Annotated in this window: 14 protein-coding genes; 11 read left to right on the plus strand and 3 right to left on the minus strand. The window is 68.2% G+C overall.

Annotation, left to right across the window (positions count from 1 at the left end; translation table 11 throughout):
* Positions 1–135 precede the first annotated feature (135 nt).
* The 3 genes from AB7I40_RS18600 to AB7I40_RS18610 are packed head-to-tail and all read left to right on the plus strand — an operon-like array spanning position 136 to position 2764.
* Complete coding sequence (locus tag AB7I40_RS18600) at positions 136–492, plus strand: hypothetical protein (RefSeq protein WP_428346744.1); 357 nt, start codon at positions 136–138, stop codon at positions 490–492.
* The gene (locus tag AB7I40_RS18605; protein WP_428346745.1) at positions 489–1004 is read left to right on the plus strand and encodes a hypothetical protein; all 516 of its coding nucleotides are present in this window, start codon (positions 489–491) and stop codon (positions 1002–1004) included. The genes AB7I40_RS18600 and AB7I40_RS18605 overlap by 4 nt, the downstream gene beginning before the upstream one ends.
* Complete coding sequence (locus AB7I40_RS18610; RefSeq protein WP_428346746.1) at positions 1001–2764, plus strand: type IV secretory system conjugative DNA transfer family protein; 1764 nt, start codon at positions 1001–1003, stop codon at positions 2762–2764. The genes AB7I40_RS18605 and AB7I40_RS18610 overlap by 4 nt, the downstream gene beginning before the upstream one ends.
* 6 nt (positions 2765–2770) lie before the next feature.
* On the opposite strand, the gene AB7I40_RS18615 is transcribed toward AB7I40_RS18610, so the two are convergent.
* Positions 2771–2926 (minus strand): hypothetical protein, encoded by a 156-nt coding sequence (locus tag AB7I40_RS18615; protein ID WP_428346747.1) that lies wholly within the window; start codon positions 2924–2926, stop codon positions 2771–2773.
* Positions 2927–3139: 213 nt separating this feature from the next.
* Between AB7I40_RS18615 and AB7I40_RS18620 the strand changes: the two genes are divergently transcribed.
* From AB7I40_RS18620 to AB7I40_RS18645, 6 genes are all read left to right on the plus strand, one after another.
* Complete coding sequence (locus tag AB7I40_RS18620) at positions 3140–3568, plus strand: single-stranded DNA-binding protein (protein WP_428346748.1); 429 nt, start codon at positions 3140–3142, stop codon at positions 3566–3568.
* Positions 3569–3579: 11 nt separating this feature from the next.
* The gene (locus tag AB7I40_RS18625) at positions 3580–4170 is read left to right on the plus strand and encodes a hypothetical protein (protein WP_428346749.1); all 591 of its coding nucleotides are present in this window, start codon (positions 3580–3582) and stop codon (positions 4168–4170) included.
* A 129-nt stretch (positions 4171–4299) separates the two neighbouring features.
* Entirely contained in the window at positions 4300–4608 is a 309-nt protein-coding gene (locus AB7I40_RS18630) for a hypothetical protein (RefSeq protein ID WP_428346750.1), read from the plus strand.
* Positions 4608–5924, plus strand: a complete 1317-nt coding sequence (locus AB7I40_RS18635; RefSeq protein ID WP_428346751.1) for a hypothetical protein — start codon at positions 4608–4610, stop codon at positions 5922–5924. Before AB7I40_RS18630 ends, AB7I40_RS18635 begins: the two co-directional genes overlap by 1 nt.
* A 52-nt stretch (positions 5925–5976) precedes the next feature.
* Positions 5977–6294 (plus strand): helix-turn-helix transcriptional regulator, encoded by a 318-nt coding sequence (locus AB7I40_RS18640; RefSeq protein WP_428346752.1) that lies wholly within the window; start codon positions 5977–5979, stop codon positions 6292–6294.
* A 30-nt stretch (positions 6295–6324) separates the two neighbouring features.
* Positions 6325–7569: a tyrosine-type recombinase/integrase gene (locus AB7I40_RS18645; protein WP_428346753.1), complete on the plus strand. Its 1245-nt coding sequence runs from the start codon at positions 6325–6327 to the stop codon at positions 7567–7569.
* Positions 7570–7754: 185 nt separating this feature from the next.
* Here the strand turns inward: AB7I40_RS18645 and AB7I40_RS18650 are convergent, their stop codons facing one another.
* Both AB7I40_RS18650 and AB7I40_RS18655 read right to left on the minus strand, forming a co-directional pair.
* Complete coding sequence (locus tag AB7I40_RS18650; RefSeq protein WP_428346754.1) at positions 7755–8933, minus strand: class I SAM-dependent RNA methyltransferase; 1179 nt, start codon at positions 8931–8933, stop codon at positions 7755–7757.
* Entirely contained in the window at positions 8933–10987 is a 2055-nt protein-coding gene (locus AB7I40_RS18655; protein ID WP_428346755.1) for an APC family permease, read from the minus strand. Before AB7I40_RS18655 ends, AB7I40_RS18650 begins: the two co-directional genes overlap by 1 nt.
* Positions 10988–11094: 107 nt before the next feature.
* On the opposite strand from AB7I40_RS18655, the gene AB7I40_RS18660 reads away from it, so the two are divergent.
* Positions 11095–11742, plus strand: coding sequence for a potassium channel family protein (locus tag AB7I40_RS18660; protein ID WP_428346892.1), 648 nt, complete (start codon positions 11095–11097; stop codon positions 11740–11742).
* The gene (locus AB7I40_RS18665) at positions 11742–12413 is read left to right on the plus strand and encodes a potassium channel family protein (RefSeq protein WP_428346756.1); all 672 of its coding nucleotides are present in this window, start codon (positions 11742–11744) and stop codon (positions 12411–12413) included. The genes AB7I40_RS18660 and AB7I40_RS18665 overlap by 1 nt, the downstream gene beginning before the upstream one ends.
* Positions 12414–12419: the final 6 nt, after the last annotated feature.

Raw genomic sequence — 12419 nt, forward strand, 5'->3', positions numbered from 1 at the left:
GCTCCTCACCAGCCCGCCTTTGGACAGGGCGTCACGCCCAAAGGGCCAGCGACACGACACGCACACCTAACAGCTATGACAACAGGCTCTGCGATAGACCTTCGGCTCTGGTGCAGAAAAGAGCTCGGTCACGTCATGCTGCACGGCCCCGACAACGCCGACGCCGCGATGCATCGGGGCATCGCCGAGGTCGAAGCCGAGTCGGTCGCGCTCATGGTCGGTGCCGCGCACGGGTTGGCGACAGACGACTACACGATCCCGTACGTCGCCTCGTGGGCATCGAGCGTGCCCGGCAAGACGCCCGTCGAGGTCGTGCAGTCCACCGCCGAACGTGTGCGCGGGGCGGCCGTGACGATCCTCGACAACCTCGACACCCCGAAGATCGGCGACGGCAACCCGCCCGGACTCGACCGCGGGGCACTCGCTATGGGGCGCGGCGCGGCGCCGGTGCAGACAGTCGCGCAGCGACAGGTGGAGCCGATCGGACTATGAGCATGATCAACGCTGCCGCGCCGTACCGTCGCGACGACCGTTCGACGGTCCGGGTGCCTGTGGTGATGCCGCTTGTCGAGGTCGCCGTCGATGAACAGGGATACCTGACGGTCGCCCTGGATCGGGAGCCCTACTCGGCCGACGGCGCCCTGCGGCGCGACGATCTCCAGTCGCTACTCGACTCGATCGCCACAGACCTCTCGACTCCCATCCGTGTCGAGGTGCACGAGGCAGACGGCGCAGTCTTCACCGACTACGTCCTGCCCAGGCGGCCACAGGCCGAGCCGGCCGCGGCCACCGGCAAGGCATGGGCGTCGGCATTCGGGATCTCGGGCGGCGGCTTCACCGCAGGAGAGCAGGTGGAAGTGTGCGTCGTCGTTGCCCGACAGATCGCCGATGAGGACGGAACGGCGCAGCTTCGCCTTCCTCCCGCCCTGCTGGCCAAACATCCAGAGGTCGTGCTGGTGGGGCGTACGTCGGGCGCCCTCGCGCTGAGCGAGGGAGCAGCATGAACCCGCGCGGCCAGGGCGTCGACGACGACCTGGTCAACCTCGGTCTCGTCCTCATCGCCGCCGTCGGCGTCATCGCGGCGATCCTGCGACTCGCGGGCTCGGTCGCCGCGTTCGTCTCAGGTTCTCCGCAGCCGACCGGTGGCTGGGAGGCGGGCTTCCGAGTGCTCAGCCGCCCGGGCAACCCGGCATCGGCCCTCGGCGCTGACGGGTTGGCGGCGTGGGTCTACTGGCTCGTGCTGATCCTGATGGTTGCGGGCGTCGTCACCGCTGCGCTGGTGCTGTGGCGACGGATCGGGTCGATGAAGCACAGGACCACCCACGACCCGCGACGACTGGCCGGTGTCGCCACCGGCCGCGACGTACGAGCCGTCGCCTCACGGAAGGCACTCGTGTCGCGTGGACGGACGCTGCGGCCATCGCTCGACAAGCCCGAGCCGTCCGACATCGGCTACCTGCTCGGCCGCTCCCGTGGGCAAGGCGTGTGGGCGTCGGTCGAAGACTCGATTCTGCTGCTCGGGCCACCTAGGTCTGGCAAGGGCCTGCACGTCGTCATCAACGCGATCCTCGACGCACCGGGCGCGGTCATCACCACTGCAACCCGGCCCGACAACATCGCTGCCACCCTCACCGTCCGCCAAGAGCGCGGTCCGGTCGCCGTGTTCGATCCGCAACGTCTCGCCGAGGGCCTGCCTTCTGGGCTGCGCTGGTCACCCGTGCGAGGCTGTGAGGACCCGCTGACCGCGATGATCCGCGCCACCGGCCTCGCGTCCGCGACCGGCCTCTCGACCGGCGGCGTCGAGTCCGGCGGGTTCTGGGAGGGCAAGACCCGCACCGCGCTCCAAGCCCTGCTCCATGCCGCGGCACTCGACCACCGATCACCGCGCGAGCTGTTCGGCTGGACACTCTCCCCGTCGGCCGCTGCCGACGCCGTGGCGATCCTGTCCAGCAGCCCGAAGGCTGCGCAAGGTTGGGCCGACTCACTGGAGTCGATGATCCACTCCGATCCTCGTACTCGCGACTCGATCTGGATGGGCGTCTCCCTCGCCCTCACCTGCCTCGCAGACCCGCGCGTCCTCGACGCCGTCTCACCCAAGCCCGGCGAGCACTTCGACCCCATCGACTTCCTCATCAACAACGGCACCCTCTACCTGCTCGCCACCGGAGCAGGCGCCGGAGCCTCCTGGTCCCTGGTCGCGGCCTTCATCGAAGACCTCGTCGAAACAGCACGACACCTCGCAGCTGAATCGCCTGGTGCTCGCCTCGACCCACCGTTGCTTCTGGCGCTCGACGAGATCGGCAACCTTTCCCCGCTCCCGTCGCTGCCGGTCCTCATGGCGGAGGGTGGCGGCACCGGAATCACGACCATGCCGGTCCTTCAATCGCTGTCGCAGGCGCGTGACAAGTGGGGCGATCACGCGGCCGGCGCGATCTGGGACGCCAGCATCGTCAAGGTCATTCTCGGCGGCACCTCCTCGGCCAAGGACCTCCAGGACCTCTCCGCGCTGATCGGCGAGCGTGACGAGAAGACCGACACCATCTCCGTCGGCGACTACGGCTCCCGATCCCTCCAGCGCTCCACCCGCCGCGTGCCCGTCATGCCGCCCGAGACCATCCGCACCCTGCCCTTCGGCACCGCTCTCGTCCTGCTCCGCAGCGCCCCACCGCTGGTCACGGACCTGCGGCCCTGGACCGACCGCAAGAACGCCGACCATCTCCGCACGCACCGCACCGAAGTCGAAGCGGCTCTGCGACGGCGGTAGACGCAGTCACCACGCCTTCGTCTTTTTGCTGGTGACGTGCCAGCGTCCGGGATGATCGGTGAAGCAGGGGTGGACGCCCCGCTCGCGACGACCTGACGCACGCAGCTTCTTTGCTGCTTGTGCCGCGAGCCAGCGGTTCCGATACGGGATCTTGGTGCACATGGCGACCTCCAACAGAAGTGACTGATTGGAGTGACGCCTCGCCTCTATCGACGAACGGCACGACGGCGGTTGCGCTGATGCGCCCGGCTCACCCGCATTCCAAGGTCCACAGAGCCGGAGGGACGCCTCAAGGCTAACAGCGCGGCGGCGCCAGCACACCTGACTCCTGAGAGCGGCTGCCAGTCGAGGCACCGCACGACATCAGGAGTCACCATGACGATTCCCATCCAGATGAGCCTGCACGGGTTCATCGCTGCTGCGCCGCAGATCAACTTCACCAGCAACGGCGGAGCCCGGTTCTACGCCCGCGTCGGGGTCGAGCACTTCCGCAAGGAGACCGACGGCAGCTTCACCAAGATGGAGCCGACGTTCCACGACCTCGTCGCCTACGCCAAGACCGCTGAGCGCGCCTACGCCAAGTTCAGGGTCGGCGATAACTTCGTCGCCTCGGGCTACATCAACGAGTACGAGCTCGACCGGCACGGCCAGGCCGAGGCACGCGAGGAGTTCGTGGCACGCCGGATCGGTCACGACCTCGCCCGCACTAGGTACGAGGTCGACCGCGCCCCGTCGCGGCAACCCGACCCGCCGAGCGCGGATCTGCCGGCGGGCAAGGAACGGGCTCCGGTCGTCGGGCTCTGAGGCGACCCGCGATGACCACCGACACCGAGCAGGCCCAGCTCGCGCTGATGGAGCCTGACGACTACGTCGTCGGTGGCGATCACCGGCTCGGCGGCCCCGACTTCCAGGGGGCTGCCGACCCGGGCGACCAGCCGCCACATCCGATCAACTGGTACCTGCTCACCGCAGACGAGGCTGAGTTCGAGTGGTTCGACCTCGACAGGTGGGTCAAGGCGCTCACGAGGACCTACGGGTTGCCGCCGACCGTGGTTCCGCCGTACTGGCACCGCCACGACGAGCTGGTCTGGGAGCTGTCTGCTCTCCACACGCACTGGCTCAACGCCTACGACCCGGAGGGCAGCCCGTCGGCGCCGCTGGCGTGGCATCGCGACTTCGCCGACGCCCGCAATCGACTCCGTGAGTGGGTCTCGACCTCGGGCACCAAGCTCGACCGTGATCGGCCCACCCGGATCACGACATGGCCCGGGGAGGAACCGGCCGACACCTATGCCGAGGTGCTGATCGAGGACCGGGACGCTGACTTCCTCGCTTGGGTCGCCGAAGACGTCGCCGTTCGCCGCCGTATCGAGCAGCAGGCACGCGCCACCGTGAGGGCGCCTTGACCCATGACCTGACTGTTCACCGGTCGTCGATCCGCCGAGTTGTCCACAACTCCACCACCACGTCCTCGGCGATCCGGGATGCCAGTCGGACTGTGGACGACACAGCCGAACTCTTCGAGAGGAACCACGATGTTGCTTGCCCACGCTGTCACCCTCGCCGAGGCGCGCTCCTACCTCGCTGCCCTGGCCGACCAGGCCCTGAGCTTCGACGCCTCGGTCGAGTACGAGCGCGTCCTGCTCCAGGTCGACTACCTGCACGGGGACTTCATCCCCGGCATCTCCCGCGTCCCCGCCTACAGCCGCGACGTCCTCTTCGACGTCGCCTACGCCGCGATCGAGGAGCTGGCCGAGCACGGCATCGACCTGCTCTCGGTCGAACTGCTACTCGACATGCTGGAAGTGGCGCGGGAGAAGGAACTCGCCGGGGACGTGCCTTGATGTACGGCGAGACCAGCGGCCAACTCAGGGACGCCCTCGGCGTCCTGCTGCGCGAGCACCGCATCCAACACCGACTCGGCGGCAAAGGCATCCACACCCTGCCCGAGACCACGACCGTCGCCGAGCGCGAAGAACTCGGCAAGCAGATCCGGCGCTACCGCCAGTGCGTCCTGACCTGGAGCCTTCAAGCCGTCCGCGCCGCCAACCCACGCATCAACCTCGAAGGCACCACCGGCCGCAGCCGCGGCCCCGCCGAGGAGCTGCGCTACCGACTCACCGAGGCCCTGGCCGCGTCCACCGCCACCCTCGCCAACGGCGACGAGCTGGTTGACGAGCAAGCGTTCGCCACCGTGGAATCGTGGCGGCTCGTAGGTCGCGCCGCCGCGCTCGGTGAGCACGACTTCGCCGCCGGCGTCGGCTACGGCAGGCTCAGCGAGCAGCAGTGCATGACCGTTCTCAAGGACGCCGCCGACGTCGTACGCGGACTGGTCGCCCTGGACCGCCGCTACGAAGGCATCCCCGGCTGGGAGAAGCTGCACAACCAAGGCCGGCTCGGCCGCGCAGCCGAAGCGTGCGCCGCCCACGCCGGATACGACGAACCGGACTACACCGTCGACCGCCTCGGCTGGCAACCCGAACCACGACTCCTCGACGGGCCACCGATGCCGGGACTCGCCGGCGTCATGCAGGCCCAGTACAACCTGCTGCTCCACCTCCACGAGTTCCCCGATGCCCACAGCCTGCGCCTCGTTATGGACTCCCAGCGCATTGTCGCCCACGAAGCCGCCGACCGCATCACCGACGTCGAGCCCAACCTCGCCGCCAAGTGGACGACCCGCAAGGAGACCTACATCAAGCTCGTCCACGAGACCCGCGACCTCGGCGGCCTGCTCGGCAAAGGCAACGCCGCCGGCGACGGGTCCATCGCCGCGAGCCGTGCGCAGAAGCTCGACCGAGAGCCACTGATCGACACCAAGCAGTGGCACCAACTCGACCGCCTCTTCGCCCGGATCGACGAACGCGTGTGCGCCGCGGTCGAACACGGCGTCAAGGAGCGTCTCTACTTCCTGCGGGTCAGCGTTCCAGGCCTCGACGAACGCGACGGCCAACTCCTGCGCGTTACCCGACGCAAGTACATCCCCATCACGTCGCCTGTGCAGACCAACCTCGTTCCGATCGTGCGACAGGAGCTTCGCCCTGAGCCGGCCCGTCTGCACCCGCCCCCGGGCGCCGCCCAGAGCCGCCTCGACTTCGAGGCCGCCATCAATCACCGACCATCACCGAGAGGAGCGCTGCCAGATGTCACGTCGATCTGATCCCCCACCCACCCAGCATCGCGAACCCCGCGATCCCGACCGAGGAGAGAACGTGACCGCGATTCAGATGGTCCAGGACCCGTTCCTCAACACCGACGACGCCTGCGGCTACCTCGGTGTCCCGAAGGCAACCCTGCTCACCTGGCGAGTTCGCCGACCCGGTTACGGCCCACGCGCGGTCAAGGCCGGCGGGCGACTCAAGTACCGACTCTCCGAGCTCGACCGCTGGCTCCGCGACCATGAGGAGTCGTTCGCAGTCGACAGCGAAAGCGAAGAAGTCGGCTCCAGCTCAGGCGGGACAAATCAGGTCCGCACCCGCAACCGCGTCAGCCGGGTACGCGGAGGAGCCCTCCGGCCAGCACAGCCCTGACCGGGTCAGATACACGAAAGGAGCGAGAAGGTGGCCCGACAGAAACTGATGGTTGGCACCTACGGCGACATCAACTGCACGAAACGTGCAAACGGCACATGGTTGGCGCGTGCCCGGTACTGCGACGTGGACGGAGTCGTCCGCGAGTACCGCAAGAGTGGCGAGACCAAGAACAAGGCGAGGGCCAACCTCAAGGCGTTCTTCGTCGAGCACACGGGCACATTCGGCGACGGCGCCATCGCTCCCGACGACACGGTTCAGCAACTGCTCGACCTCTGGTTCGCCAAGATGGAGAAGGCCGACGGCGGTCCCAACTCAGAAACCCTGGAGCGCTACCGCTACCACATGCGCTGGGTGCTCGACAGCGACAAGACCGAGCACCCGCTCGGGGCCTATCAACTGCGACACATCCGGCCAGTGATCATCCAGGCGGCCCTGGACAGTGCCGGAGTCTCGGCGGACATGCGCAAGCGGATACGCAGCGTTCTCGTGCGCGCGTTCAACATGGCGATCTTCCATGAGGCGCTCAACGGCAACCCCGCCACGGCCGTCCCCTCCGTCCCGGTTCCGAAGGTCAAGAAGAAGCCGGTGGCAGTGGAGGACCTCGACGCGGTGCGTGCGGCCATCCGTGAGTGGGCGAACGCCGAGAGGCGCAACGGGCCCAAGAGCGCGGACCTGCCCGACATCGTCGACATGCTCATCGCCACCGGCATGCGGATCGGTGAACTGCTCGCGCTGCGATGGTCTGACATCGAGCTGACCGCCCCGCCCGAACGCCGCAACGACGAGACCTGGTTCCCGTGGCTGATGGTGAATGGCCAGATCACCTCCAAGGGAAAGCGGGTCGACTACGGCAAGACCCACGCCGCGATCCGTCCGATCGCACTTCCCGACTGGGCCGTCGCCCTCCTGCGGCGGCGCAAGGTCGCGCAGCCGCCGAACGACCTCGACGCGGTCTTCGTCAGCCGCAATGGGACCTGGCACTTCCCCGGAAATGTCCAGAGCCGGCTGTGGCACATCCGCCAACTCGACGAGTACGCCGACATTGCTGCGCTCCGCGATGTCTCGCCCCACTCGTTCCGTCGGACGGTGGCCACGGAGATCGACGAGGTCTACGACGCCGAAGCCGCCAAGGATCAGCTTGGGCACACCTCCAAGACGGTCACCGAGCGGCACTACATCAACCGCCGGCTCGTGGTGCCGGACTACCGAGCGGCCACCGAGCGGCTCGCGCCCCGTTCCAATCCCACAGACGGTCCGGCGCTCGGGCTCTGAGAACCCCTCAGACCCTCCGAACGGCCCGAGAGTCCGTCCTCGCACTGCGCGGCGGCCTACGGGCCGTTCTGCGCGTTCTCGGGGCTTCTCACGGGCTGTCTCGGAGGCTGTGTTGAACTCAAAGTGCGCCCAAAGTGCGCCCTAAGGCCGGATTCTCGACATCGGCGCCAACACCCCGATTTGCATCACCGCAGGTCAGAGCCACTTTTCGTGAGCAGAGCGACGCATTCCACGTGGTGCGTCATCGGGAACAGGTCGAAGGCGCGCAGGCTGCTGAGCGCGTAGCCGTGCTCAGCGAAGATCGCCACGTCGCGAGCGAGGGCTGCCGGGTCGCAGGCGACGTAGGCGACCCCGCGCGGGGCGCGGTCGACGATCTGCTCCACGACCTTGCGGCGGGCCCCCTCGCGGGGCGGATCGAGGACCACCAGGTCGAAGGGCTCGTCGAAGGACTGCACCAGCACCCGGTCGACCGACCCGGCCTCGACGGTGGCGCGTCGGAACTCGCGCAGGTTGGCCTTGGCGTGCTCGGCGGCCCGGCGGTCGCCCTCCACGGCGACGACCCGGCCCGACTCCCCCACGCGTTCGGCGAGGAAGGCGGCGAACAGGCCGACCCCGCTGTAGAGGTCCAGCGCCTTCTCGCCTGGCTGAGGATCCAGCAGTGCGAGCACCGTGTCGACGAGCGTCTCGGGTGCGCCGGGGTGGACCTGCCAGAAACCGTCGGCCGCGACGGTGAAGTCCCGCCCGTGCACCTGCTCGGAGACCAGCGCGGCTGACGGTTCGCGGGCATCGGGGTGGGCGATCAGGCACTCGTCGATCTCCACGACGTCCCGGGACCGGTGCACCCTCAGGCCGTGCGTGCCACCGGGCAGGTCGACGTACTGCATGCGGGTGCGCCAGTGCAGACCGTCGAGGGCGTCCGAAGCCCCCGTGGGCACCCCCTCGACGACGAGCCCGGCCACGCGGGGGTCCTCGGGCGACATCCCGGCCAGGCGGACGAGCTGCTCGCGGATCACGGTGGCCTTGAGGTCGCGCTGGGCGGGCAGCGCCACATGCTGGAAGTCGCAGCCACCGCACAGATCGGGGCCGGCGTACTGGCAGGGCGCGGGGACCCGGTCCGGGGCCGCGGTGAGGACCTCGACCGCGTCACCGCGCCAGAAGCGGTCGCCCTCGGTGCCTTCGGTGATCTCGACGATCACCTTCTCGCCGGGCAGGGCATGCCGGGTGAACACCACGCGGCTCTGCGGCTCGGGGAGGCGGACGATGCAATGACCGCCGTGGGCGACGGGGCCGACCGTGGCGGTGAAACGCTGGCCGACGACCGAGGCCCCCTTTGCCTGGCGTTGGCGGGGTTGGCGGCGTGACATCAGCGGGGAGTCCTGCGTCCTTTGTCGGTGGGGCTTTCGATGATCTGGCCACGGCGTACGTCGCCGGGACGAAGCCGGGTCTGCTCCCACTCGGTGCGCTCGCGCGCGATCTGGGAGGAGCGCAGCTGATAGGGCACCGAGGTCACCATGACGCCCGGGGTGAACAGGAGCCGGCCCTTGAGCCGCAGGGCGGTCTGGTTGTGCAGCAGCTGCTCCCACCAGCGACCCACGACGTACTCGGGGATGTAGACCGCGACCACCCCGCGCGGGTTGGCCTGCCGGATCGTCACCGCGTAGTCGACGATCGGCTTGACCAGCTCGCGGTACGGCGAGTGCAGCACCTTCAGCGGGATGTCGATGCCCCGGTCGTCCCACTCCTGCAGGAGGTTGTCGGTCGACTCCGCATCGGTGCTCACGTAGATCGCCTCGAGGACGTTGGGACGACTCGCCTTGGCATAGGCCAGCGCGCGCAGCGTCGGCTTGTGCAGCTTGGAGACCAGCACAATGGCGTGCACCCGGGTCGGCAGCACCTTGTCCTGGTCGTCGGCGGCCAGCTCCTCCGAGACCCGGTCGTAGTGCTTCCGGATCGACATCATGATCCAGTAGAAGATGACCATCGCCAGGATCGTGATCCAGGCACCGGCGAGGAACTTCGTGATGAGCACGATCACCAGGACGACCGCGGTGAACGACAGGCCCACGGCGTTGATCGTCCGCGAGCGCATCATGTGTCGACGCGCCGCCGGATCGGTCTCGTCCTTCAGGTGCCGCGTCCAGTGCAGGATCATCCCCAGCTGGCTGAGGTTGAAGGAGACGAACACGCCGACGATGTAGAGCTGGATCAGCTTGGTCGGCTGGGCGTCGAACGCGACGATCAGGACGATGGCCATGACCGCCAGGAACACGATGCCGTTGCTGTAGGCCAGCCGGTCGCCACGGGCGCCCAGCGCGCGTGGCGCGAAGCCGTCCTGCGCCAGGATCGAGCCCAGCACCGGGAATCCGTTGAAGGCGGTGTTGGCGGCCAGGACCAGGATGAGCCCGGTGACCGTGACGACGAAGTAGAAGCCCGGCGTGAAGTGGTTGAAGACCGCCTCCGCGATCTGCGCGATCGCGGCGGCCTGGTGGAAGTCGGCCGGCAGCGGCGTGCCGTCGGCCATCGTGAGACGCTCGAAGTCCAGCGGGTCGACCAGCTTGAGACCCATCTGCTTGGCCAGGACGATGATGCTGATCATCATCGTGATCGCGATCATGCCGAGCAGGAGCAACGTGGTGGCGGCGTTCTTGCTCTTGGGCTTGCGGAAGGCGGGAACCCCGTTGGAGATCGCCTCGACTCCCGTCAGCGCCGCACAGCCCGACGAGAACGCCCGGGCGAGCAGGAACAGCAGCGCGAAGGTCGTCATCGAGTCGCCATGCCCGGGTGCCGGCTCGATGTTCATGGAGGCGCTGGCCACCTGGGGCAGGTCGTTGAGGGCCAGACGGATGAGCCCGTAGGCGCACATGCCCAGGATCGCGAACATGAAGGCGTACGTCGGGATCGCGAACAGGCTCCCCGACTCACGGATCCCGCGAAGGTTGAGGGTCGTCAGCAGCACCACGAGCAGGGTCGCCACCGTGGCTTCGTGATCCTGGAGGGCGGGGATCGCGGACGCGGCGTACTGCGCCCCGGACGAGATGGACACCGCCACGGTGAGCACGTAGTCGACCAGCAGCGCACTTGCCACGGTGACTCCGGCACGGCGACCCAGGTTCACGGTGGCGACCTCGTAGTCACCGCCACCACTGGGATAGGCGTGCACGGTCTGGCGGTAGGACATCACGACAGCCGTCATGACCAGCGCGACCGCGATGCCGATCTTCCAGGACCAGACGTAGGCCGAGGCGCCGGCCAACGACAGCATGATGAAGACCTCGTCAGGGGCGTAGGCCACCGAGGAGAGCGCGTCGCTGGCGAACACCGGGAGCGCGATGCGCTTGGGAAGCAGCGTCTCACCCAGCTGGGAACTCCGAAGCTTGCGGCCCAGCAGGATCCGCTTGGATACATCGCCGACGCCCACGAGCAGAAAGGCTAGACCAATCGTGTCCCGAGTGGTTCATCCCCCGTGACACCGGCGCTGGACGCCGTCCTGGCTGCGGTAGCGTCTGCAACGTGCATGTCGTGATCATGGGTTGTGGGCGCGTCGGTTCGACGCTCGCGCGAAGCCTCGAGGACCGAAACCACACCGTGTCGATCATCGACAGCAATCCCGATGCCTTCCGCCGGCTCGGGCCCTCGTTCAACGGGGACAAGGTGACCGGCTACGGCTTCGACCAGGCGGTGCTCACCAAAGCGGGGATCGCGCGGGCCGACTCGTTCGCCGCCGTGTCCAGCGGTGACAACTCCAACATCATCGCGGCGCGGGTCGCCCGGGAGTCCTTCGGGATCCAGCAGGTCGTGGCCCGCATCTACGACCCCGGCCGGGCCGAGGTCTACCAGCGTCTGGGCATCACCACCGTGGCCACCGTCAAGTGGACCGCCGACCAGGTCCTGCGCCGGCTGCTGCCGGCCGGGGCGGAGCCGGACTACCGAGACCCGTCGGGCACCATCCGGCTCGACCACATCACGGTGCCCGACCAGTGGATCGGACACCGCACGGTGCGCTTCCAGGAGGAGACACGCAGCCGGATCGCGTGGATCGACCGACTGGGCGAGGGCATGCTGCCGACCCGCGAGTCGGTCATCCAGGAGGGCGACCTGCTCCACCTGGTGATGCGCGAGGAGAACGCCGCCCGCGCCTACACCATCATCGAACAGGGACCGGAGGACGACTGATGCGCGTCGCCATCGCCGGAGCCGGTGCCGTCGGGCGCTCGGTCGCCCGGGAGCTCATCGGCAACGGCCACGAGGTCCTGCTCATCGACAAGGACCCCGACTCGATCAAGCCCGAGCGGGTGCCCAACGCCGAGTGGCTGCTGGCCGACTCGTGTGAGCTGTCCTCCCTCGAGGAGGCCCGGCTCCAGCACTGCGACGTGGTGATCGCGGCGACCGGTGACGACAAGGCCAACCTCGTCACCTCGCTCCTGGCCAAGACCGAGTTCGGGGTGCCGCGCACCGTCGGCCGCGTCAACCACCCCAACAACGAGTGGCTGTTCACCGAGGCCTGGGGCGTCGACGTCAACGTGTCGACGCCACGGATCATGTCGGCGCTGGTGGAGGAGGCGGTCACCGTCGGTGACCTGGTGCGCCTGTTCACCTTCCGTCAGGGCAACGCCAACCTGGTCGAGCTCACACTCCCGGAGGACTCGCCGTTCGTGGGCAAGCCCAGTGGGCTGATCCCGTTTCCCGACAACTGCGCCCTCGTCACGATCCTGCGTGACGGTCAGGTCTACACCCCTGACGCGGAACAGCCCGTCGAGGCCGGGGACGAGCTCCTCTTCGTCGTACCAGCCGACCTCGAGGACCAGCTCGAGCGGATGCTGGCGCCCGGCACCCACGGGGGCTGAGCCCAG

Source organism: Nocardioides sp. (assembly GCF_050246775.1).
Lineage (GTDB): Bacteria > Actinomycetota > Actinomycetes > Propionibacteriales > Nocardioidaceae > Nocardioides.

Excerpts from the sequence above, each read along its gene's own strand:
- AB7I40_RS18600 (WP_428346744.1), top strand. The coding sequence starts at position 136 with ATGCTGCACGGCCCCGACAACGCCGACGCCGCGATGCATCGGGGCATC.
- AB7I40_RS18605 (WP_428346745.1), top strand. The coding sequence starts at position 489 with ATGAGCATGATCAACGCTGCCGCGCCGTACCGTCGCGACGACCGTTCG.
- AB7I40_RS18610 (WP_428346746.1), top strand. The coding sequence starts at position 1,001 with ATGAACCCGCGCGGCCAGGGCGTCGACGACGACCTGGTCAACCTCGGT.
- AB7I40_RS18615 (WP_428346747.1), bottom strand. The coding sequence starts at position 2,926 with ATGTGCACCAAGATCCCGTATCGGAACCGCTGGCTCGCGGCACAAGCA.
- AB7I40_RS18620 (WP_428346748.1), top strand. The coding sequence starts at position 3,140 with ATGACGATTCCCATCCAGATGAGCCTGCACGGGTTCATCGCTGCTGCG.
- AB7I40_RS18625 (WP_428346749.1), top strand. The coding sequence starts at position 3,580 with ATGACCACCGACACCGAGCAGGCCCAGCTCGCGCTGATGGAGCCTGAC.
- AB7I40_RS18630 (WP_428346750.1), top strand. The coding sequence starts at position 4,300 with ATGTTGCTTGCCCACGCTGTCACCCTCGCCGAGGCGCGCTCCTACCTC.
- AB7I40_RS18635 (WP_428346751.1), top strand. The coding sequence starts at position 4,608 with ATGTACGGCGAGACCAGCGGCCAACTCAGGGACGCCCTCGGCGTCCTG.
- AB7I40_RS18650 (WP_428346754.1), bottom strand. The coding sequence starts at position 8,933 with ATGTCACGCCGCCAACCCCGCCAACGCCAGGCAAAGGGGGCCTCGGTC.
- AB7I40_RS18660 (WP_428346892.1), top strand. The coding sequence starts at position 11,095 with ATGGGTTGTGGGCGCGTCGGTTCGACGCTCGCGCGAAGCCTCGAGGAC.
- AB7I40_RS18665 (WP_428346756.1), top strand. The coding sequence starts at position 11,742 with ATGCGCGTCGCCATCGCCGGAGCCGGTGCCGTCGGGCGCTCGGTCGCC.